Annotated in this window: 21 protein-coding genes; 12 read left to right on the top strand and 9 right to left on the bottom strand. The window is 71.7% G+C overall.

The window, feature by feature from the left end; all coding sequences use genetic code 11:
• Nucleotides 1-50 precede the first annotated feature (50 nt).
• Nucleotides 51-428: a four-helix bundle copper-binding protein gene (locus tag ACWGJM_RS32500; protein ID WP_453415317.1), complete on the bottom strand. Its 378-nt coding sequence runs from the start codon at nucleotides 426-428 to the stop codon at nucleotides 51-53.
• Nucleotides 429-564: 136 nt separating this feature from the next.
• Here ACWGJM_RS32500 and ACWGJM_RS32505 point away from each other — a divergent pair, with 136 nt between their 5' ends.
• From ACWGJM_RS32505 to qcrB, 3 genes are read left to right on the top strand one after another with little or no spacing between them, the layout of a single operon-like run.
• Nucleotides 565-930, top strand: coding sequence for a DUF6479 family protein (locus tag ACWGJM_RS32505; RefSeq protein WP_453415318.1), 366 nt, complete (start codon nucleotides 565-567; stop codon nucleotides 928-930).
• Between the two features lie 36 nt (nucleotides 931-966).
• Nucleotides 967-1,320, top strand: coding sequence for a hypothetical protein (locus ACWGJM_RS32510; RefSeq protein ID WP_453415319.1), 354 nt, complete (start codon nucleotides 967-969; stop codon nucleotides 1,318-1,320).
• 46 nt (nucleotides 1,321-1,366) lie between these two features.
• Nucleotides 1,367-2,836, top strand: a complete 1,470-nt coding sequence (gene qcrB, locus ACWGJM_RS32515; protein WP_453415320.1) for a cytochrome bc1 complex cytochrome b subunit — start codon at nucleotides 1,367-1,369, stop codon at nucleotides 2,834-2,836.
• Here qcrB and ctaF read toward each other — a convergent pair.
• From ctaF to ACWGJM_RS32530, 3 genes are read right to left on the bottom strand one after another with little or no spacing between them, the layout of a single operon-like run.
• Nucleotides 2,791-3,222, bottom strand: a complete 432-nt coding sequence (gene ctaF / locus ACWGJM_RS32520) for an aa3-type cytochrome oxidase subunit IV (RefSeq protein WP_453415321.1) — start codon at nucleotides 3,220-3,222, stop codon at nucleotides 2,791-2,793. The genes qcrB and ctaF overlap by 46 nt on opposite strands.
• Complete coding sequence (gene ctaD, locus ACWGJM_RS32525; RefSeq protein ID WP_453415322.1) at nucleotides 3,222-4,883, bottom strand: aa3-type cytochrome oxidase subunit I; 1,662 nt, start codon at nucleotides 4,881-4,883, stop codon at nucleotides 3,222-3,224. The genes ctaF and ctaD overlap by 1 nt, the downstream gene beginning before the upstream one ends.
• A gap of 43 nt (nucleotides 4,884-4,926) precedes the next feature.
• A complete protein-coding gene (locus tag ACWGJM_RS32530) occupies nucleotides 4,927-5,394 on the bottom strand; it encodes an RpiB/LacA/LacB family sugar-phosphate isomerase (protein ID WP_453415323.1) in 468 nt (155 codons plus the stop codon).
• Nucleotides 5,395-5,545: 151 nt separating this feature from the next.
• Between ACWGJM_RS32530 and ACWGJM_RS32535 the strand changes: the two genes are divergently transcribed.
• The 4 genes from ACWGJM_RS32535 (at nucleotide 5,546) to ACWGJM_RS32550 (ending at nucleotide 8,795) form a co-directional block, all read left to right on the top strand.
• Nucleotides 5,546-6,235, top strand: a complete 690-nt coding sequence (locus ACWGJM_RS32535) for a TetR-like C-terminal domain-containing protein (RefSeq protein WP_453415324.1) — start codon at nucleotides 5,546-5,548, stop codon at nucleotides 6,233-6,235.
• A gap of 55 nt (nucleotides 6,236-6,290) precedes the next feature.
• A complete protein-coding gene (locus tag ACWGJM_RS32540; protein WP_453415325.1) occupies nucleotides 6,291-7,445 on the top strand; it encodes an MAB_1171c family putative transporter in 1,155 nt (384 codons plus the stop codon).
• 334 nt (nucleotides 7,446-7,779) lie between these two features.
• On the top strand, nucleotides 7,780-8,220 hold the full coding sequence (locus ACWGJM_RS32545; RefSeq protein ID WP_453415326.1) for a helix-turn-helix domain-containing protein: 441 nt from the start codon (nucleotides 7,780-7,782) through the stop codon (nucleotides 8,218-8,220).
• The gene (locus ACWGJM_RS32550; protein WP_453415327.1) at nucleotides 8,217-8,795 is read left to right on the top strand and encodes a toxin; all 579 of its coding nucleotides are present in this window, start codon (nucleotides 8,217-8,219) and stop codon (nucleotides 8,793-8,795) included. The genes ACWGJM_RS32545 and ACWGJM_RS32550 overlap by 4 nt, the downstream gene beginning before the upstream one ends.
• A 10-nt stretch (nucleotides 8,796-8,805) precedes the next feature.
• Here the strand turns inward: ACWGJM_RS32550 and ACWGJM_RS32555 are convergent, their stop codons facing one another.
• Both ACWGJM_RS32555 and ACWGJM_RS32560 read right to left on the bottom strand, forming a co-directional pair.
• Nucleotides 8,806-12,141: an aminotransferase class I/II-fold pyridoxal phosphate-dependent enzyme gene (locus ACWGJM_RS32555; protein ID WP_453415405.1), complete on the bottom strand. Its 3,336-nt coding sequence runs from the start codon at nucleotides 12,139-12,141 to the stop codon at nucleotides 8,806-8,808.
• Nucleotides 12,142-12,212: 71 nt separating this feature from the next.
• On the bottom strand, nucleotides 12,213-13,154 hold the full coding sequence (locus tag ACWGJM_RS32560; RefSeq protein WP_453415328.1) for an NAD-dependent epimerase/dehydratase family protein: 942 nt from the start codon (nucleotides 13,152-13,154) through the stop codon (nucleotides 12,213-12,215).
• Nucleotides 13,155-13,318: 164 nt separating this feature from the next.
• Between ACWGJM_RS32560 and dhaK the strand changes: the two genes are divergently transcribed.
• Genes dhaK through ACWGJM_RS32575 form a run of 3 tightly spaced genes read left to right on the top strand, consistent with a single transcriptional unit; the run spans nucleotide 13,319 to nucleotide 15,368 of the window.
• Nucleotides 13,319-14,311, top strand: coding sequence for a dihydroxyacetone kinase subunit DhaK (gene dhaK / locus ACWGJM_RS32565; RefSeq protein ID WP_453415329.1), 993 nt, complete (start codon nucleotides 13,319-13,321; stop codon nucleotides 14,309-14,311).
• Between the two features lie 45 nt (nucleotides 14,312-14,356).
• Entirely contained in the window at nucleotides 14,357-14,965 is a 609-nt protein-coding gene (gene dhaL, locus ACWGJM_RS32570) for a dihydroxyacetone kinase subunit DhaL (RefSeq protein WP_453415330.1), read from the top strand.
• On the top strand, nucleotides 14,958-15,368 hold the full coding sequence (locus tag ACWGJM_RS32575) for a PTS sugar transporter subunit IIA domain-containing protein (RefSeq protein WP_453415331.1): 411 nt from the start codon (nucleotides 14,958-14,960) through the stop codon (nucleotides 15,366-15,368). The genes dhaL and ACWGJM_RS32575 overlap by 8 nt, the downstream gene beginning before the upstream one ends.
• 33 nt (nucleotides 15,369-15,401) lie before the next feature.
• Here the strand turns inward: ACWGJM_RS32575 and ACWGJM_RS32580 are convergent, their stop codons facing one another.
• Nucleotides 15,402-16,109, bottom strand: coding sequence for a glycoside hydrolase family 75 protein (locus ACWGJM_RS32580; RefSeq protein WP_453415406.1), 708 nt, complete (start codon nucleotides 16,107-16,109; stop codon nucleotides 15,402-15,404).
• 342 nt (nucleotides 16,110-16,451) lie between these two features.
• On the opposite strand from ACWGJM_RS32580, the gene ACWGJM_RS32585 reads away from it, so the two are divergent.
• Both ACWGJM_RS32585 and ACWGJM_RS32590 read left to right on the top strand, forming a co-directional pair.
• The gene (locus ACWGJM_RS32585; RefSeq protein WP_453415332.1) at nucleotides 16,452-17,429 is read left to right on the top strand and encodes a fibronectin type III domain-containing protein; all 978 of its coding nucleotides are present in this window, start codon (nucleotides 16,452-16,454) and stop codon (nucleotides 17,427-17,429) included.
• A gap of 179 nt (nucleotides 17,430-17,608) precedes the next feature.
• On the top strand, nucleotides 17,609-18,148 hold the full coding sequence (locus tag ACWGJM_RS32590; protein ID WP_453415333.1) for a hypothetical protein: 540 nt from the start codon (nucleotides 17,609-17,611) through the stop codon (nucleotides 18,146-18,148).
• 10 nt (nucleotides 18,149-18,158) lie between these two features.
• On the opposite strand, the gene ACWGJM_RS32595 is transcribed toward ACWGJM_RS32590, so the two are convergent.
• Together ACWGJM_RS32595 and ACWGJM_RS32600 are read right to left on the bottom strand one after the other, a co-directional pair.
• Nucleotides 18,159-18,722 carry a PadR family transcriptional regulator gene (locus ACWGJM_RS32595; protein WP_453415334.1) on the bottom strand — a complete coding sequence of 188 codons (564 nt, stop codon included), beginning with the start codon at nucleotides 18,720-18,722 and terminating at the stop codon, nucleotides 18,159-18,161.
• 41 nt (nucleotides 18,723-18,763) lie between these two features.
• Nucleotides 18,764-20,779: an FAD-dependent oxidoreductase gene (locus ACWGJM_RS32600; protein ID WP_453415335.1), complete on the bottom strand. Its 2,016-nt coding sequence runs from the start codon at nucleotides 20,777-20,779 to the stop codon at nucleotides 18,764-18,766.
• Nucleotides 20,780-20,796: the final 17 nt, after the last annotated feature.

Genomic DNA, 20,796 nt, shown 5'->3' on the forward strand with positions numbered 1-20,796 from the left:
TCGGCGCACACCGTAGAACGTGTTACAGAAATTGGGAAGCGAGGGGAGCGTCAGCGCAGCGTGGCGATGAACTCCGTGCAGGCCCGCGCGCACGCCCGGCACGCCGCCGCGCTCTCCTCGGCGCCCGGCTGCTCGTCGAAGGCGTGCGCGCACTCCAGGCACACCGTCCGGCACAGCTCCAGCTGGATACGGATGCCGTTCTCGTCCAGGCAGTTGTACTCGGACAGCACACGGCAGGTCGCGTCGCACACCTCGGCGCACATGATGCCCCGCCGCCGGGCCCGTTCCTGCTCGTCCGTACCGCCCGGATCCAGGAGGCTCGCGCGCAGCGCGCATGCCCGCGCGCACTCCGTACACGCCTGCGCACACGCGAAGCGGTCCTCAAGGAACCGGTACAGCTCCTGTTGGGAAGTCGTCGTCGGTGTCACACCGGCCGGGTAGCCGTGGCCCGAGCTGTCAAACGCGGCGGCCGTGGGAAGCGGGGTCCGCGAATGGTCACCAGATGTCGCGACCCGTCACGGAAGGTGTCCGGTTCGCACCGTTATGGCGGGGTATTCGTCTCGTATGAGTACCGCATCGATGCAGCTGGCCGCCGCAAGCGGCCTCATGAGTCTGGTCCTCTTCCTGGTGGCCGTGGTCGTGCTTGCGGTACTGGCCGGGGGTTTCTGGCTGACCTCCCGTGTCAAGTACAACGAGTCGCCCCGTCCGCGCCCGGATGAGCAGCCGCACCTGCCCCCGGGCGGCGCCGTCCACGAGGTCCGGGGGAACCGGGAGTCCGAAGAGGTGCCCGTGGTGGAGAAGGGCGGTCGCCCCCTCACCCCGTACGAGCTGAGAAACCAGGACACCAAGCCCAGCGAGACGAAGGACCGGCCGCGCTGGAGCAAGGGGTCGAGCGGTTCGTTCGGCGGTGGCGGACTGGGCGCCCACTGAGATCGAGGCCCACCGACAGCGAGGGAAGTGAGACCTATGGCGGACTCGGGCCACAGCACGCTGCCCCTGCCCGACTACGACCAGTTGCCGATCGGCAGCCTGGAGAGCCGGGTGCGCTCGCTGGGCATCGAGGAGGTCGAGGAGCTCCTCGCGCACGAGCGCAGCCACGCCGACCGGCCGCTGGTGAGCGAACTGCTGGAACGCCGGCTGGAGCAGCTTCGGGCGGGCGCCGAGCCCACCTCCGGTGATCCACGGGGTCTGCGTCCCGAGCGCAGCGAGGGCCACGCGGCGGGGTCACCGGTCTCCCCGGCGACGTCCCCGCAGCCCTCCAGCCCGCCCCCGCACGGCACGCCGGACCAGCCGGGCAAGCCCAAGGGCGATCGCACCTAGCCCGGAGCCCGGGTTTCCGGGGTGCGGCGGCGGGCACTCGTGCGCCGTGCTCAGGAGAACGGGGCCACGGGCCCGGCGCGCCGCCGACCGGCTGGATGCCCGCCTCCCTCTGTCCGAGGGGGGCGGCCTGCTGCGCAAGGCCTTCCCCGACCACTGGTCGTTCTTCCTGGGCGAGCTCGCCCTCTACAGTTTCGTCGTCCTGCTGCTGACGGGCGTCTGGCTCACCCTGTTCTTCCACCCGTCGATGACCGAGGTCGTCTACAACGGCTCGTACCGGCCGCTGGACGGTGTGCGGGTGTCGGAGGCGTACCGCTCGACGCTGCACATCAGCTTCGACGTGCGCGGCGGGCTGCTGATCCGGCAGCTGCACCACTGGGCGGCGCTGGTCTTCCTCGCCGCGATCGGCACGCATCTGCTGCGGGTCTTCTTCACCGGCGCCTTCCGCCGGCCCCGTGAGGTCAACTGGACGATCGGCGTGACGCTGTTCCTGCTGGCGCTCGCCGAGGGCTTCGCCGGTTACTCGCTGCCGGACGACCTGCTGTCCGGCACGGGGCTCAGGATCGCCCAGGGCATCATGCTGTCGATCCCGGTGGTGGGGACGTACATCAGCATGTTCGTGTTCGGCGCGGAGTTCCCCGGGCACGACCTGATTCCCCGGCTGTACACGCTGCACATCCTGCTGCTGCCCGGATTGCTGCTCGCCCTGGTCAGCCTCCACCTGATCCTCGTCGTGTATCTGAAGCACACGCAGTGGGCGGGGCGGGGCCGTACCGAGCGCAACGTCGTGGGCAAGCCCATGGTCCCTCAGTTCACGGCGAGTTCGGGCGGCCTGTTCTTCATGGTGAGCGGGGTGCTGACGCTGCTCGCGGGGCTCGCGCAGATCAATCCGGTCTGGGTGTACGGCCCTTACCGGCCGGACACCGTCTCGACGGGTTCGCAGCCCGACTGGTACGTCGGCTTCCTGGAGGGCGCGCTGCGACTGGTGCCGCCGTGGGAGACGGCGGTCGCCGGGCACACGCTGATGTGGAACGTGCTGCTGCCCGCCGTGGTCCTGCCATTGGCCCTGTTCGCGGTGCTGTACGCGTACCCGTTCCTGGAGGCCGGGGTCACCGGGGACCACCGCGAGCACCATCTGTGCGACCGCCCGCGGGACGTGCCGGTGCGCACCGGGCTCGGGGTGGCGGCGATCTGCTTCTACGGCGTGCTGCTCGCGGCGGGCGGCAACGACGTCATCGCGCACACCTTCAAGCTCTCCCTGAACGCCCTCACCTGGACCTTCCGGATCGCCCTGCTGATCCTGCCGCCGCTCGCCTTCTTCGTGACCCGGGCGGTGTGCCATGCGCTGCGGGAGGCCGACATGGAGCGGCTGACGGAGGGCGAGGAGACGGGCGAGATCCGGCAGACCATCACCGGCGGGTACGAGGAGACCAGCGTGCCCGTCGACCAGGAGCGGCGGTACGTGCTGGAGGCCTACCGGGTGCCCGAGCGGGATTCCGGGGACGGCTCGGACGACTGAGCTTCCCGGTCGGCGTACTGAAGGACCATGCCGACGACACCCGGAGCGAGCACGCCCAGGCCGATCAGGGCCAGCCACAGGCCGAAGACGACGCCGAGGGCGAGCAGGACGGCCCCGAGGGCGATCGTTATGGGCCACGCGCTGTGCGGCGGGAAGAAGGCGACGGGCCCGGCGGTCTCGATGACCTCCGCGTCGCTGCGGTCCTGCGGCCGCGCACCGAGCCGGCGGTGCTGGACGTGCAGGAAGAACGCGACCAGCGCGGCCATCACGCAGGCCAGGGCGAGGGCGGCCGTCCCGGCGGGTTCGGCGGAACGCCAGCCGTAGCCGGCGGCGGTGACGGCGAAGAACGCCGCGACCCCGGTGAACAGGCGGGCCTCGGTCCGCATCAGGCCTCCTTCGGTATCTCCGGGTGGTGCAGGTCGAACGCGGGGGACTCGGAGCGGATGCGGGGCAGCGCGGTGAAGTTGTGGCGCGGGGGCGGGCAGGAGGTGGCCCACTCCAGGGAGCGGCCGTAGCCCCAGGGGTCGTCGCCGTCCGCGCGGCGGCCGTGGTGGGCGGTGCGCCAGACGTTGTACAGGAACGGCAGGGTGGACAGGCCCAGCAGGAAGGCGCCGACGGAGCTGATGGTGTTCAGCAGGGTGAAGCCGTCGGTGGGCAGGTAGTCGGCGTACCTGCGGGGCATGCCGGCCTCGCCCAGCCAGTGCTGGACGAGGAAAGTGGTCTGGAAGCCGACGAACAGCGTCCAGAAGTGGATCTTCCCGAGGCGTTCGTCGAGCATCCGCCCGGTGAGTTTCGGCCACCAGAAGTAGAAGCCCGCGAACATCGCGAAGACGACGGTGCCGAACAGCACGTAGTGCAGGTGCGCCACGATGAAGTACGAGTCGGTGAGGTGGAAGTCCAGTGGCGGCGAGGCGATCAGGACGCCGCTCATGCCGCCGAGCAGGAAGGTCACCAGGAAGCCGCAGGACCACAGCATCGGTGTCTCGAAGGAGATCGAGCCGTGCCACATGGTGCCGATCCAGTTGAAGAACTTCACCCCGGTCGGCACCGCGATCAGGAACGACATCAGCGAGAAGAACGGCAGCAGCACCGCCCCGGTGGCGAACATGTGGTGGGCCCACACCACCGCGGAGAGCATGGTGATGGCGATGGTGGCGCCGATCAGGCTCACGTAGCCGAAGACCGGTTTGCGGCTGAACACCGGGAGGATCTCGGAGACGATGCCGAAGAACGGCAGCGCCACGATGTAGACCTCCGGATGCCCGAAGAACCAGAACAGGTGCTGCCACAGCAGCGCGCCCCCGCTGGCCGCGTCGTAGATGTGCGCGCCGAACTTCCGGTCCGCCTCCAGGGCGAGCAGGGCGGCGGTCAGCACCGGGAAGGCGGGCAGGACGAGGATCGAGGTGAACAGCACGTTCCAGGTGAAGATCGGCATGCGGAACATCGTCATGCCGGGGGCGCGCAGACACAGGATCGTGGTGATGAAGTTGACCGCGCCCAGGGTGGTGGAGACGCCGGTGACCACGAGGCCCATGGTCCACAGGTCGCCGCCCGCACCGGGGCTGTGGACGGCACTGTTGAGCGGCGCGTAGGCGAACCAGCCGAAGTCCGCCGCTCCCCCGGGAACGAGGAAGCCGGAGATCACCATCAGGCCGCCGAAGAGGTACAGCCAGTACGACAGGGCGTTCAGCCGCGGGAAGGCCACGTCCGGCGCCCCGATCTGCAACGGCATGATCGCGTTGGCGAACCCGGCGAACATCGGCGTCGCGAACAGCAGCATCATGACCGTGCCGTGGATCGTGAACAGCTGGTCGTACTGGCTCTGGGTGACCAACTGAAGGCCCGGGCGGGCGAGTTCGGCCCGCATCAGCAGGGCCAGTACGCCGCCGAAGAGGAAGAAGGAGAAGGCCGTCGTGAGGTAGAGGTTGCCGATGACCTTGTGATCGGTCGTGGTCGTCCAGCGCAGCAGGGCGCGGCCCAGTGGCGAGCGCCGCGTCGGCCGCGGCGGCACCGGGAGCGATCGGGCCGACGAGTCGTGCACCACCATGCGCCGCCGGGTACCCGGGTGTGGCGCACCCATGTGGGTGTGGTCAGGGAAGCGTGCGGTCCCCCACCCGGTGCCCGTCCATGCGCGTCACATGGGCGACGTTCTCCCGGTCCTCGGCGTCCTCGCTGGGGCGGGCGGTGAACCATGCGTCGAGGATCTCCTTCAGCACCGCCTCGGAGGTCAGGCGCAGGCCGATGGCCAGTACGTTGGCGTCGTTCCAGCGGCGGGCGCCGTCCGCGGTGTACGCGTCCGGGCACAGCGCGGCCCGTACGCCGGGCACCTTGTTCGCGGCGATCGAGGCGCCCGTCCCCGTCCAGCAGCACACCACCGCCTGGTCCGCCGTCCCGGCGGCCACCTCACGGGCGGCGGCCTCCGAACAGACCGCCCACTGCGGATCCGCGCCGGGATCCAGAGCTCCGTACACCCGCACCTCGTGACCACGCCGGCGCAGCTCCTCGACGAGGAGCCGGGCGACGGGTTCGTCCATGTCGGAGGAGACGGAGATCCGCATGCTCCCGAGCGTAACCCGCCGATGTCCGGTGGAGCTCCCCGGCCGGGTGAGGCCCGGCCCGTGGCGGCGGGGTGGCTGGATCACAGCGCATGGCCATGGCGGCCCGGCGGCCGTGCTCCTGGGCGTTGTAACCGACCGGTACGGTTTGGCCATGGAGCTTTCCGAGATCAAGGCCATCGGGCGCCAACTGCTTGAGAAGCTGGGCGCCGGAGGGCTGTCCCTGGACGCTGTGGCCCACGAGGGCGGACTGGCCGTCACCGACGTGGAGGCCGTCTTCGCGCGTCGGGACGACCTGCTGACCGCGCTGGTCATCGACGCCTACAACGAGTCCGCCGCCGCGATGGAGCAGGCCGACCAGACAGCCAGGGACGCGGGCGCGTCGGCGGGCGCGCGGCTCCTCGCGGTCACTCGCGCGCTGCGGCGGTGGTCCTTGGACAACGCCGCCGAGTTCACGCTGATCTACGGCTCTCCCGTGCCCGGGTACCACGCCCCGCAGGACACCGTCCCGCCCGCCTCGCGCACCCCCGCGGTGCTGGCCGGCATTGTGCGTTCGGCGCTCGAGGCCGGTGAACTCACCCCGCCCCGGCGGACGTTGCCCGGCCCGTCGCTGCTCCTGCCGGAGGCCGCGGAGCTCTTCGGCGGCGTTCCCGAGGCTCCGTTCTCGGACATCATCGAGCGCGGCATCGTGCTGTGGAGCAATCTGATCGGGCTGCTGGTGTTCCAGGTCTTCAGCCGTACCCACGACAGCGTCCGGGACGAGTCCGCGTTCTTCGACTTCGCCATCGCCGTGGCGGCCGAAGGCATCGGACTCGAGGTGCCCCTGGGCGACGACACCGACTGAGACGACACCGACCGAACCGTCCGCCGCGTGCGCGGCACCGGCAGGGAGCCAGGCCGTGACCACCGTGAGAACCCTCTGCTTCGCCATAGCGGCGCTCTCCTCGTATGCCGCGCTCGTGTACCGGCTGTGCCAAGTCAGGCGCAGCTGGCGGGACAACGCCTACCGGACACTGGTCGTCACTCTGCTGCTCCAGTGCCTCACCTTCACGATGGGTGCCGTCGCCATGGGGAGCAAGAGCTTCCTCGGCGTCGGCAATCTCGCCATCCTGGTGATGCATCTGTCGGCCGTCGCCTTCTGCGTCAGCGCGCAGATCATCCTGCTGCGCTGGGCGACCGCGGACGAGGAGGCGGTGCGGGGGACCCGCTACTGGCTGATCACCGGGATCGCCCTCGACGCGCTGCTGACCGCGCTGTTCTTCGTCGCCGACGGCCCGGGCCGGCCGGCCTCGGACTTCGACACCGGCAGCGGGCAGCCGCTGGTGCTCACCTACCTGCTGCTCTTCATCGTGTCGCAGGCGGTTCCGTGCGTCACCATCTTCCGCCAGTGCGGCCCCTACGCGCGGATGACCGACAAGGCCTCGCTGCGCCAGGCCCTGCAACTGCTCTCCGTCGCCGCGGTGATCCTCTTCCTGTACTGCCTGGCCAGGACGGTCAACATCCTCACCGCCGCGTGCGGGATCGACATCGGTGTCTGGAAGCTCGCCGCGTCCGTCTTCAGCGCGCTGGGCATCGTCGTCCTCTCGCTGAGCCTGACGATGCCGTCCTGGGGGGCCCGGGTCGCCAAACTGCTGGACTGGGCGGACAGTTACCGGTCGTACCGGGTTCTGTACCCGCTCTGGCGGGACTTGTACGAGTCCTCGCCGGACATCGTCCTGGAGCCTCCCGGCGCCTCGGTCTCCGACCTCGACTACCGTCTGCACCGGCGGGTCATCGAGATACGGGACGGATGGCGGGACCTGCGTCCCTACATCGACCGCACCGCCAACGGTTTCGGCACGGCGGACCCGGGGGCGAGCGAGGAGTCCCGGCAGGCGTTCGCCGAAGCGGCACGTATCAGACAGGCGCTGCTCGCCAAACGCACCGGCACCATCCCCGGCGAGAACGGGGACGCGGGCGACTTCGAGGACCGGGATACGGACAACTTCACCGCGGAGGTCGCCTGGCTCACCAAGGTCGCGTCCGCCTACCGTAGAATCGCCAACGCGGGTTGAGAGCTCCCGCCCGGTCTGTTCCCCCGTCAGACCGGGCGGGCTTTTCTTTGCCTCCCCGCGGTTCCCCGTGTCCCCCGCGGTTCCCCGTGGTTCCCCGTGTTTCGCGGTGCTTCCCCACTGTGTCTCTTCGCCTGGCCCGTCCCTCCCCCGAAGGCCGGGCCAGGCTGCCCAGGCCGGCGGCGAACTCGGCCACCCCCGTGAGCCAAGTTAACTGCCAGCTATCGGCGAGATCCACGTTGACGGACTCCAGTCCGATTGTCAACTGACAGCTAATCTGCGAAACTTATGAATAGCCGAGAGCAAGGCCGAGGAGGTGACAGGAGGGAGATTCACAGTGTCCGAGCCTGACGACCGCCCGCTGCTGGCAGTGCGCCTGGACAACCTCTTCAAGACGGTTCGCCCCAAGGGCAAGCACTGGACCAACGCCGAAGTGGCGGAGGAGCTGAAACGGGCCAGCCCCGAACTCAGGGTCGGCGGTGTGTATCTGTCGCAGCTGCGGACGGGCAAACGAGCCAATCCCTCACCGGACCTCCTGGCCGCCCTCGCTCGCTTCTTCGGCGTGTCGGTCGCCTACTTCTTCGACGACAAGGTCGCCGAGTCGGTACTCAACGAGATCGCCGCCGTAGAGGCACTGCGCCAGTCAGGGGTCCGTGCCGTGGCGATGCGGGCGGCCGGGATGAAGAAGGAGAACCTCCAGGCCATCACGGCGATCATGGACCAGTACCGGCAGTTGCAGGGTCTTCCGCCGGTCTCCGACCCCTCGGACGCCGAGTGAGACGCGCCAGGAAGGGACGGTCCGCCGACCAGGACCGGCGCAGTCAGCTCAAGCGGCTCCGGAGAGCCGGCGCGCAGCGGATCGCCGAACTCGGTCTGCCGAACGTGGCCGACGTGGCCGAACTCTGCCGCCATCTCGGGGAGGTCCGCGACCGTCCGATCACTCTGGTGCCGATGCAGATGCCCGCGTCGCACCCGTGCGGCATGTGGGTCGCCGCCCGCGACGAGGACCTCATCTTCTACGACGCCAACACCACCAGCGCGCATCAGGAGCACATCATCTTGCACGAGCTGGGCCACATCATCTGCTGCCACCGCGGGGCGGGCTGGCTGGACGAGGCGACCGCCCGCCTCCTCTTCCCCAACCTCGACCCCGACCTCGTGCGCGACATGCTCCTGCGCGCGACCTACGACGACGTACAGGAACAGGAGGCGGAGATCATCGCCTATCTGCTCTCCCAACGGGTGGACAGCACCCAGGAACGGCATGGCGCGCCCCCGGCCGAGGAGGCCGGGAAGGAGGGGGACTCCGGAAAGAACGCCATGCTCAGCCGGATCGAACGCACCCTGATCTGACGTGGGTCGCTCACACTCCCGCGGACGCCACCTCCTCGGCGAGGATCGACACGGCCCGGCGGATGTCGTCCTCACGGTGTTCACTGGTGACGAAGAACCGCAGCCTCGCGAGTCCCTCCTCCACGGCGGGATGGAAGATCGGATCGGCCACGACTCCCCGGGCGAACAGCCGGTCCGCGACGCGCAGGGTCCTCGCGGAGTCGCCGAGCACACACGGCACGATCGGAGTGTGGGCGCTGGAGCCCGTCGGCAGACCGGCCGAGGCGGCGAGGCCCAGGAAGAGCTCCGCGTTCCGCCGCAGCGTGCGCACCCGGTGCGGTTCCGCGGCCATCAGCTCGGTCGCGGCCAGCGCAGCGGCAGCGTTGGCCGGGGTCAGGCCGACGCTGTAGACGAAGCCGGGCAGCGTGTGCCGCAGCCAGCGCACCATCCGGGCCGAGCCACCGAGGTAGCCGCCACAGCTGGCGAAGGCCTTGGAGAGGGTGCCCATCCACAGGTCCACGTCGGCCCGGTCGGCCCCGAAGAACTCCCCCACGCCACGGCCGCGTTCGCCCACGGTGCCGATGCTGTGCGCCTCGTCGACCATCAGCAGGGCGCCGTACCGCCTCTTCAGCTCGATCACGGCGGGCAGGTCGACGAGGTCACCGTCCATGCTGTAGGCGCCCTCGACGGCGATCAGCACCCGCCGGAACCGGGACCGGTTGAGCCGCAGCATGTGCTCCAGCTCGCCGACGTCGTTGTGGGCGAACGGGCGTCGCGCCGCACCGGACAGCGCGCAGCCCTGAAGGATGCTGTCGTGGGCGAGGGCGTCGTGCACCACCAGGTCGCCCGCGCCGACGAGATGCCCTATCGCGGTGACGTTGGTGGCATGACCGCTCACCAGCGCCAGGCAGTCCGCCACTCCGAGGAAGCCGGCGAGGGCCCGCTCCAGCCGGACGGTCAGGTCCCGTTCACCGGAGAGCACCCGGCTCGCGGACACCGAGGTCCCGTACCGCTCCACCGCCTCGTGCACGGCCTCGTTGACCGCCGGATGACCCGAAAGCCCGAGGTAGTTGTAGCTGCCGAAGGACAGGTACGGCCGGCCGTCGATCACGGTGGTGTCGCGGATGTTGCCCTCGTGGACCCGGAAGTACGGCAGGTCCGCGCCGCTGCCGGTGATCGAGTCCAAACGCTCCTCGAACAGCCGTACTTCAGGGAAGTCGTCCGCGCACGCGGTGTCGGCGGCCCAGTCCGCCGGCGTCCGCGGCGGCAGCGGCTCACCGGGGGGCAGCGGCTCACCGGGGGCCGGCGGCTCGGTCAGGTGCGGGTCGACCAGTGTGATCAGCCGCTCGACGGTCAGGCCGCGGGAGAACATCTCGTCGGTACGGAAGCCCGGTACCCGCTTGCCGATGTTGACCTCCAGTTCCTGGAGCATCAGCGAGTCGAAGCCGAGATCGGTCGCCAGCACCATCCGCTCGCTCAGGTCCGAGAGGGGGAAGACACCGGCCCGCGACACCTCTTCGAGCACGATGGCCGCACTCGACGCGCCACCGGCCGGCGCCGCCACCGGCACCGCCTCGGGGCGGCCCACCGGCCCGGACCGCTCCTCCCCCACGGCATCGAGGGGGCGGGAGGCGTCCTCAGGCTCGCGAGCCGACTCGTCCACCACCCAGTGGCGGCGCGGGGCGAGCGGGCTGGGCGGCAGGGTGCAAGGCGGTATTCGCTCCGCCCCCGGGCTTCCTCCCGAGCCGGTGACCGCGCGCTCCGCGAGTCCGTCGGGCGCCGCCGCGGAACGGCCCGCCGCGACGGCCTCCGACGCCGCGCTCAGCTTGGCGACGGCGTCGGCGGCGTCCTCCGCCACCAGGGCGAGGCGTTCGGCGAGGGGAGCCCGGCGGGCCAGGGTGTCCGCCACGGCGGCCAGCGGCGGCCGGTCGTCGGCGATGGTGTCGGCCAGTTCCCGGGCGTATCGGGCGAGCCCGGCCCGGTCTCGGGCGCTGAGGACCAGGCGGTGCGGCCCTGTGTCCGGTGCCGGGCGGGCGGATGCCGTGGCGCACTCCTCCACCACCACATGCACACCGGTCCCGCCGAACCCGAAGGCACTCACCCCCGCCCGGCGAGGCTGCCCGGACTCCGGCCATCGGACCGGTTGCGTGGGGACGGTCAGCCGCGCGGCGTCGAGCCCGGCACGGTCCGCCAGGTCGAACTCCGGCTGCGGCGGTACCACTCCCCGGTGCACGGCCAGGACGGCCTTGATGAGTCCGGCCAGCCCGGCGGCGTTGAGCGAGTGCCCGACCACCGCCTTCACCGCGCCGAGGAAGGCGGGCGGGCCGTGCTCGCCGCGCAGTTCGCGCAGGACCCCGACCTCGACCGGATCGCCGACCGCGGTCCCCGTGCCGTGCGCCTCCAGGTAACCCACCGCGTCCGGGGCCAGGTCCGCGTCCCGGTAGGCCCGGCGCAACGCCCGGAGCTGACCGGCCGCCTGAGGGTGCATACCGCCCTGCACGGTCCCGTCGTTGGCCGTTCCCACACCGCGGATCACCGCGTAGACCCGGTCGCCGGCCGCCAGCGCGTCGGCCAGGGGCCGCAGCACCAGTACCCCGGCGCCCTCCCCCAGGACGAACCCGTCGGCCCGCGCACCGAACGGCAGGCACCGGCCGCTGCGCGAGATGGCTCCGATCCGGCAGAGTCCCACCAACAGGTCGGGAGTGAGCAGCAGTTGAGCACCTCCGGCGAGGGCGATACGGCATCGGCCCGCGCGCAGTGCGAACACGGCGTTGGCCACGGCCATGAGCCCGCCGGAGCACGCCGAGTCCAGCGCGTAGCTCTCGCCGTGCAGATCGAGGACCGAACTGATCGTGTTCGGGCCCATGTTGAGCAGCAGCCCGGCCACCGATGTGCCGTGCAGCCCGTCGACCGCGCGGGCCGTGTCCGGCCACCGGGGATCGGCCGGCCGCGCCCCGAACTCGCCGCCGGCCAGCTGACGCATCCGGATGTGCAGGGTGCTGATCTCGCGGTAGCCGCTCTCGGTGAGCGAAGTGATCACCGAGGTCTCCTCGCGGTCGAAGCCGTCGGCCTCCCAGCCCGCGTCCTGGACGGCCTCACGGGCGAGGTCGATCAGCAGCCGGTGCTGGGGGTCCATCGCCCGGGCCCGCCGCGGCGGGATGCCGTAGTGCGCCGCGTCGAAGTGGTCCACGTCCGGCAGCAGCGCCATGGTGTCCGTATAGGCCGCGGACGTGTCACGGAAGTTGTCGCTGAGGAAGGCTGCGGTGCGCCACCGCGAGTCCGGGACGGAGGAGAACTGGGCCTGCGGCGCCGTCAGGAGCCGCCAGTACTGGTTCACGTTCCGCGCTCCCGGGAACCGGCAGGCCATCCCCACGATCGCGACGTCGTCGTGGCGGGCTCGCGCTGAGCCCGCGGTGGAATCCTTGGTCGTCACGGAGGTCACCGGGCGGTCGCCGGTCGACTGCGCCACCAGTCCACGGTCGCTCTGACCTGCTCGTCGACGGGGGTGGCCCGGGCCGTGAACTCTGCCTCGTAGGCGCTGGAGTCCACCACGAACGGGCGGTCGAACTGGTAGCGGATCTCCTTGAGTTCGCGGACCAGCGGGGAGAAGACCGAGGCGACGCCCAGCACGGCCGGCGGCAGCGTGCGGACCGCGACCGGTCCGGTGCCGGCCTCGGCGGCGAGGCGGTCGGTCATCTCCCGGGTGGACAGTGGCGGTTGGGTCGGGATGTGCCATGCCCGTCCCCAGGCTCGTTCCTCGCCCGCGACCTCGGCCATGGCCGCGGCCACGTCCGGGACATAGGTCCAGCTGTGCGGGGCGTCCGGATCTCCGAGGGTGGTGACCGGCTTGCCGCGCAGCAGCCGCGGCATGACCCGCCCGGCCAGGTGCCCGCCGTCGGTCACGCCGGGGCCGAAGAAGTCGGAGGCCCGTACTTCCACCGCCTTGATGCGCCCTTGCTCGTGCAGTTCCCTCGCCTGCTCCCAAACCGCCGCTCGCACCCGCCCCTTGGGGCCGGTCGCCGCGAGCGGAGACTTCTCGGTGAGGGGGCCGTCCACCGGACCGTAGCCGTAGAGGTTGCCCAGCACGACCAGGACGGCCCCGCTCGCCTCGGCCGCGGCGCAGACCGACGAGGCCAGCGGGGGCCATTCGCTCGCCCAGCGGTGGTAGGGCGGTGCGGCGCAGTTGTGGATCGCGGCGGCGCCCCGCACGGCGTCGGTCAGCCGCTTGCTGTCGGTCGCGTCCAGCGCGACATGTTCGATGCCGGGCTCGCGACTCCCGCCCGACCTGGTGATGACGCGTACTGATTGACCCTTTTCGGCCAGCAGCCGGGCGGTGGCCGCCCCGGCGGGCCCGAAACCTAAGACGATATGAAGACTCACGCTCGCACACTAGCGCCAGCACATGTGACGCTCGCGGCCGGTACGTCAGGGACATGCCACACAGAGGTGAGGTCCGCGCGCTCCGGCGACGCACGTGACCTTCGCTGCCACAAGGTCGATACTGCCAGTAGCAGCACTCCAGACGTCCCGCCTAGGAGGTACCGATGAGGATGCTGATCAACGTCCCGGAGACCGTGGTCGCGGACGCGCTGCGGGGGATGGCGGCGGCCCATCCCGAACTGGCCGTCGATGTCGAGAACCGGGTGATCGTACGGCGGGACGCCCCCGTGGCCGGCCAGGTGGCGCTGGTCTCGGGCGGTGGGTCGGGGCACGAGCCACTGCACGGCGGGTTCGTGGGCCACGGCATGCTGTCCGCGGCCTGCCCGGGCGAGGTGTTCACCTCGCCGGTGCCGGACCAGATGGCGCGGGCGGCCGCCGCCGTGGACAGCGGGGCGGGTGTGCTGTTCGTCGTGAAGAACTACACCGGCGACGTGCTCAACTTCGACATGGCGGCCGAGCTCGCCGAGGACGAGGGCATCCAGGTCGCGAAGGTGCTGGTCAACGACGACGTGGCGGTCACCGACAGCCTCTACACGGCCGGCCGGCGCGGTACCGGCGCGACGCTGTTCGTGGAGAAGATCGCGGGCGCCGCCGCGGCCGAGGGGCAGCCGCTGGAGCGGGTGGAGTCCATCGGACGCCAGGTCAACGAGAACTCCCGCACCTTCGGCGTGGCGCTCAGCGCCGGCACCACCCCGGCCAAGGGCAGCCCCACCTTCGACCTGCCGCCCGGCGAGCTGGAACTGGGCATCGGCATCCACGGCGAGCCGGGCCGGGAACGGCGTGCGATGATGACCTCCGGCGAGATCGCCGACTTCTCGGTCCACGCGATCCTGGAGGACCTCACCCCGCGCACTCCCGTGCTCGTGCTGGTCAACGGCATGGGCGCCACCCCGCTGCTGGAGCTGTACGGCTTCAACGCCGAGGTCCAGCGGGTGCTCGGCGAGCGCGGTGTCGCCGTGGCCCGCACGCTCGTCGGCAACTACGTCACCTCCCTGGACATGGCGGGCGCCTCGGTCACGCTGTGCCAGGTCGACGAGGAACTGCTCAGGCTGTGGGACGCGCCGGTGCGCACACCGGCCCTGCGCTGGGGTATGTGACACGGCGCCGGAGCGTCAGACCCATCTACCACGCGAGGAGATCCAGTGCTCGACGCCGACTTCTTCCGCCGTTGGATGACGGCGACCGCCGCATCCGTGGACCGCGAGGCGGAACGGCTCACCGCCCTTGACTCGCCCATCGGGGACGCCGACCACGGCAGCAATCTGCTGCGCGGCTTCACGGCCGTGCGGGCCGCGCTGGAGAAGGAGGCGCCGCAGACCCCGGGTGCCGTCCTGACCCTGGCCGGGCGCCAGCTGATCTCGACGGTCGGTGGCGCGTCCGGGCCGCTGTACGGCACCCTGCTGCGCCGTACGGGCAAGGCGCTCGGGGACGCCGCCGAGGTGAGCGAGGAAGAGCTCGCCGGGGCGCTGCGGGCGGGCGTGGACGGGGTGATGGCGCTCGGCGGTGCCGCCCCCGGGGACAAGACCATGATCGACGCCCTGCTGCCGGCCGTCGACGCGCTCGGCGACGGCTTCGGTGCGGCCCGGGCCGCCGCCGAGGAGGGCGCCGAGGCCACGATCCCGTTGCGGGCCCGCAAGGGCAGGGCGAGCTACCTCGGGGAGCGCAGCATCGGCCACCAGGACCCGGGGGCCACCTCGTCGGCGCTGCTGATCGCGGGGCTGGTGGAGGCCGCGGAGGCGCCAGGTGAGTGACGGCAGGCTGGTCGGGATCGTGCTGGTGTCGCACAGTGCGGAGGTGGCCGCATCCGTCGCCGAGCTGGCCAGGAGTCTGGCCGCCGGCGGTACGGCGGTACCGGTCGCCGCGGCGGGCGGCACCGAGGGCGGCGGGATCGGGACCAGCACCGAGCTGGTCGCGGCCGCGGCCGCGGCTGTGGACCGGGGCGCCGGGGTCGCCCTGCTCACCGACCTGGGCAGTGCGGTGCTCACCGTGAAGGCACTGCTCGCGGAGGGGGACGAACTGCCGCCGGACTCCCGGCTCGTGGACGCCCCGTTCCTGGAGGGCGCGGTGGCCGCGGTCGTCACGGCGGCGACGGGCGCCGACCTCGACGCGGTGGAGGCGGCGGCCGTGGAGGCGTACACGTACCGGAAGGTGTGAGGGGACGGCCCGGCAGCCGGCCGGCCCGCCCGTTCAGCCGCCGTCCCGGACGAACCGCCGTGCCAGCCGCTCCCCTCGCGCCACGGCCTCCGCGTGGTTCTCGATGGGCTTCACCGGCGAGTCCTTGAAGACGATGTACGTGACACCGGAGGGCACCCCGCCGGTGCGCGGGTCGGTGGGGATCCCGAGGTCGCGGGCGGTGGCGTACGAGGCCTCGCCGATGATGTCGCGCGGGCCGGTGTCGCCGACGACCGCGTACCGCACCGTGCCCCGGTAGACGACGGCGGCCACCGAGCCGCCGCGGACACCGTGCGCGTGGGGGTTCCAGATGCGGCTTCGGGCCGGCACCACGATGTAGGGCAGGCGCTCGGCGCTCAGATGGCGGCCGTCGGACTGCTGGTAGGCGGTCGCGGAGGAGAAGAGCGGGTCGGTGCGGCGGTTGCAGCGGGCGGTGGGCCGCCCGTCGCAGTCGATGTCGAGGTCGGCCTCCCAGAACACCACCTCGCGGGTGCCGCAGATCCGGACCTTCTCCGAGCCTCCTGAGTCGGTGCGGTAGCGGCCGTGGGAGACCGGGGCGCAGTGGCGCAACCTGGCCAGCAGGTTCGCGGCCGAAACCCGTCCTTCGCTCCGGGACACGGCTGCGCCGCCGGGCCGTACGGCGACGGCGGGTTCGGTCAGCGTCGCCGGGACGAACAGAGCGGCCGCGCCGGCCGCGGCCAGCGTCAGTGCCTGGGCACGCACGATGAGGGACCCTCTCATGGGGGGACATGGGAGATAACCCGGACAAATCTGACATAACGGACGCCCTAAGAGTGGCCGGGTGGCCGGGGACCTGAGTCCGTGTCGGCCCAGGCCGCCCCGGCCGCCCGTGCGGGCGCGGGATCAGCGACGACAGCGTTCCGCGCCCCAGGCGTGAACTCCCCTGCTCTCCGGGGCAGTTCAGCCGTGAGGTGGCTCAGCATACGTAACTCCCCCCTCCGGTCGCCAAATAGGACCATCACATCACCCTCTTGAGGTGATCACGCCATACGGGCCATATTGGTCCGGACCATTGCGGTGACACTGCTGCGGGGAGGCTGAGTCGTGCGACGCGTGCCCCTCCCTCCGGTCGTCGCCTGCGGTGCCCTGGCGCTGGTGGTGTCCTGCGGCTGGGGCGGCGCGGACGGTGACGAGGGCCGGATGCCGGGTGAGCCGACGGGTGTCACCGCCGCGGCCGGAAGCGCCACGACCGTGCACGTCATGTGGAACGCCGTTACCGGCGGCGCCGGTGTCCGCGTCTACGAGGTGTATCGGGGCACCACGAAGGTCACGGAGGTGCCGGGTTCGCAGCACATGGTGGACGTCACCAGGCTCAGGCCGTCCACCATGTATGTCTTCACCGTCCGGGCCCGGGACACGGACGGGCGAACCGGGCCGCCCAGCCGGAAGGTCCGGGCGAGGACACCCGCCGCCGTCGCGGCGGACCGCTCGGCACCGAGCCGCCCCGGGCACCCCGAGGGCCGTGCGGTCGGCAGCCGGTCCGTCCAGTTGTCCTGGGGCGCCTCCAAGGACGACCGGGGCGTGGTGTCGTACGACGTCTGCCAGGGCGGGGTGAAGATCCACAGCGTCGGAGGCGGGCAGACCGCGACCGTGGTCACGGGGCTGCGCCCGGGCACCCGCTACGTCTTCACCGTCCGCGCCCGCGACGCGGCCGACAACCTCTCGCCCGCCGGCGCCCCCGTCCGGCTGACCACACCGGGCACCGACGACGGCCGGAACACCGCCCCGACCGGCTTCCGGGCGACGACCCACCGCGCCGACGGGGCGTACTACATCGACCTGTCCTGGATGCCGCCGCGCACCGACGGCGTGGTCACGGAGTACCAGATCCGGCTCGACGGGCGCCCCGCCACCTCCCTGGTCTGGGGCGGGAGTCCGCCGCGCGGCCAGGCGTCCTACAGCTTCTACGCGGGCGGGGACGCGGGTGTGGTCCACCGGGTGCGGATCCGGGCCCGGCTGCCGGACGGCACCTGGGGCGGGTTCTCGGCGGAGCGGACCGTGACCACCGGCGAGGGCGGCTGAGCGCGCCGGACGGCGCCCCGGAGTTCACCCGGTTGCGGCAACCCCTCACCCGGACGGGTGCGGTCCGCCTGCGGGACGGCCCGGGCGCACGTTTGCTGGCCCCGAGGCAGCACGGACGTTTCCCGACCCCCGGCGGCGCATGGGACGTTCCGCCAACCGTGCCGCCGGAGGGCAGCCCTATGCGCACTACTCGACTTCTCCTCCGCTCCGGCCTCACCGCGGCAGCCGCCGCCGCGCTCCCGATCGGGTTCACCGGGCCGGCCGGCGCCGTCTCGGGGATCTCCGTCAGCACCACCGGGTCCACGGTGTCGGTCACGACCAGCGCCTGTACGCAGAACAACGGCAGCTGGGGCAACGCCTCCCTGATCGCGAGCAGCCAGGCGAACTTCGCCCAGGGCCGCCAGGTGGCCCTGGCGGGCACGACCATCAGTCAGTCAGCGGCCTGGTCGGGGGTGAGCCCGGGGACGTACACCGTCGTGGTCGTCTGTTCCAACGGCATCACCGCGGGCACCCAGGCGGTCGTCGTCGCGCCTCCCTCGAGGCCGACGATCTCCGCCACGTCCGCCCCCTCGCCGTCGCGCGGTGTCATGGGTGGCGTGGGCGGCGCCGCCCACGACTACGGCCCGGTCACCCTCGGCGTGGGCGGGGCGCTGGTGGGCATCGCTCTCGTCGCCACCGGCTGGATCCTGCGCCGCCGCTCGAAGGCGTACCGGTTCTGAACCGGGCCCGTCAGACGCCCTCGTCGCCGGCCGCGTTCCGCGGCAGCTCGCCGAACTCGGCCAGGGCGTGGGTGAGCCACCCGGTCCAGAAGGTCTCCAGATCGATGCCCGCCCGCAGCACCAGATGGCGCAGCCGGTCCTGCGCGCTGTCCCGGTCCGGCGGGAAGTCGCGCCGCTCGATCTCCTGGTACTCGGCCAACTGCCGCCGGTGCAGCTCGAGATGGCGGCGGATGTCGGTCTCCAGGCCCGCCGTGCCGACCACCGCCGCCGCGCGCAGCCGCAGCAGCAGGGCGTCGCGGTGCGGTTTGGGGTCCTGGGACGCGGACGTCCAGCGGGCCAGTTCGGCGCGGCCCGCGGGCAGGACCTCGTAGCTCTTCTTCTGCCCGCGGGCCGGCTGCTCGGCCGGCAGGGTGCGGATGTGACCCTCGGCCTCCAGCTTTCCCAGCTCGCGATAGATCTGCTGGTGCGACGCCGACCAGAAGTAGCCGATCGACTTGTCGAACCGGCGGGTCAGCTCCAGCCCCGACGACGGCTTCTCGAGCAGGGCGGTGAGGATCGCGTGCGGGAGTGACATGAACTCATCCTAGGGATGACGCCGGGCCGTTCCGGCGTCGTCTACAGGGCCGCCGCCAGCTCCGTGCCCTGCTTGATGGCGCGCTTGGCGTCCAGTTCGGCGGCCACGTCGGCGCCGCCGATGAGGTGCGCGGGGCGCCCGGCGGCGACCAGCTCCTCGTACAGGCCGCGGCGCGGCTCCTGGCCGGTGCACAGCACGATCGTGTCGACCTCGAGGACCGTGCTCTCCTCGCCGACGGTGATGTGCAGCCCGGCGTCGTCGATCCGGTCGTAGCGCACGCCCGGGACCATGGTGACCCCGCGGTGCTTGAGCTCGGTGCGGTGGATCCAGCCGGTGGTCTTGCCGAGCCCCGCGCCGACCTTGGTGGTCTTGCGCTGGAGCAGGTGGACGGTGCGCGGCGGCGCGGGCCGCTCGGGGGCGGCGAGGCCGCCGGGCGCGCGGTAGTCCAGGTCGACGCCCCAGTGACGGAAGTACGTCGCCGGGTCCTCGCTCGCCTTGTCGCCGCCGTCGGTGATGAACTCCGCGACGTCGAAGCCGATGCCGCCCGCGCCGAGGATCGCGACCCGGTCACCGACGGGGGCGCCGTCGCGCAGCACGTCGAGGTAGCCCACGACGCGGGGGTGGTCGACGCCGGGGATGTCGGGGGTGCGCGGGGTGACGCCGGTGGCGACGACGACCTCGTCGTAGTCGGTGAGGTCCGCGGCCTCGACGGGGGTGCTGAGCCGTACGTCCACGCCGTGCGCGTCGAGCTGGTGGCGGAAGTAGCGCAGGGTCTCGTCGAACTCCTGCTTGCCGGGGACCTTGCGGGCCACGTTGAGCTGGCCGCCGATCTCGCTCGCGGCGTCGAAGAGGGTGACCCGGTGGCCGCGTTCGGCGGCGCTGACGGCGCAGGCGAGGCCGGCGGGGCCGGCGCCCACGACGGCGACGCGCTTCGCCAGCCGGGTCGGCGAGAGGACCAGCTCGGTCTCGTGGCAGGCGCGCGGGTTGACCAGGCAGGAGGTGATCTGTCCGCTGAAGGTGTGGTCCAGGCAGGCCTGGTTGCAGCCGATACAGGTGTTGATGGCCTCGGGCTTGCCGGCGGCGGCCTTGGCGACGAAGTCGGGGTCGGCGAGCATCGGGCGGGCCACGGAGACCATGTCGGCGCAGCCGTCCGCGAGCAACTGCTCGGCGACTTCTGGGGTGTTGATGCGGTTGGTGGTCACCAGCGGGACGGACACCTCGCCCATGAGCTTCCTTGTGACCCAGGTGTAGGCGCCGCGCGGGACCGAGGTGGCGATGGTGGGGATGCGCGCCTCGTGCCAGCCGATGCCGGTGTTGATGATCGTCGCTCCGGCGGCCTCGACGGCCTTGGCGAGGGTGACGACCTCCTCGAGGGAGGAGCCGCCGGGGACCAGGTCCAGCATGGACAGCCGGTAGACGATGATGAAGTCCTCGCCGACCGCGGCCCGCACGCGGCGGACGATCTCGACGGGGAAGCGCATGCGGTTCTCGTACGAGCCGCCCCAGCGGTCGGTGCGGTGGTTGGTCTGCGCGGCGATGAACTCGTTGATGAGGTAGCCCTCGGAGCCCATGATCTCGACGCCGTCGTAGCCCGCCTGCCGGGCCAGGCCGGCGGCGCGGGCGTAGTCGTCGATGGTCCGCTCGACCTCGTCGTCGGTGAGCGCGCGGGGCGGGAAGGGGCTGATCGGCGCCTGGACCGGGCTCGGCGCGACCAGGTCCTTGTGGTAGGCGTACCGCCCGAAGTGCAGGATCTGCATCGCGATCTTCCCGCCCTCGCGGTGCACGGCGGCGGTGACGGCGGCGTGCTGCTCGGCCTCCGCCTCGGTGGTGAGCTTGGCGCCGCCCTCGTACGGGCGCCCCTCCTCGTTCGGCGCGATGCCGCCGGTGACGATGAGCCCCACTCCCCCGCGCGCGCGGGCCGCGTAGAACTCCGCCATCCGCTCGAACCCGCGCTCGGCCTCCTCCAGGCCCACGTGCATGGAGCCCATGAGCACCCGGTTGGGCAGCGTGGTGAAGCCAAGGTCGAGGGGGTTCAGCAGGTGGGGATAACGGCTCATCGGGGGCCCTCCGTGCG

This window comes from Streptomyces sp. NPDC054834 (assembly GCF_053611185.1).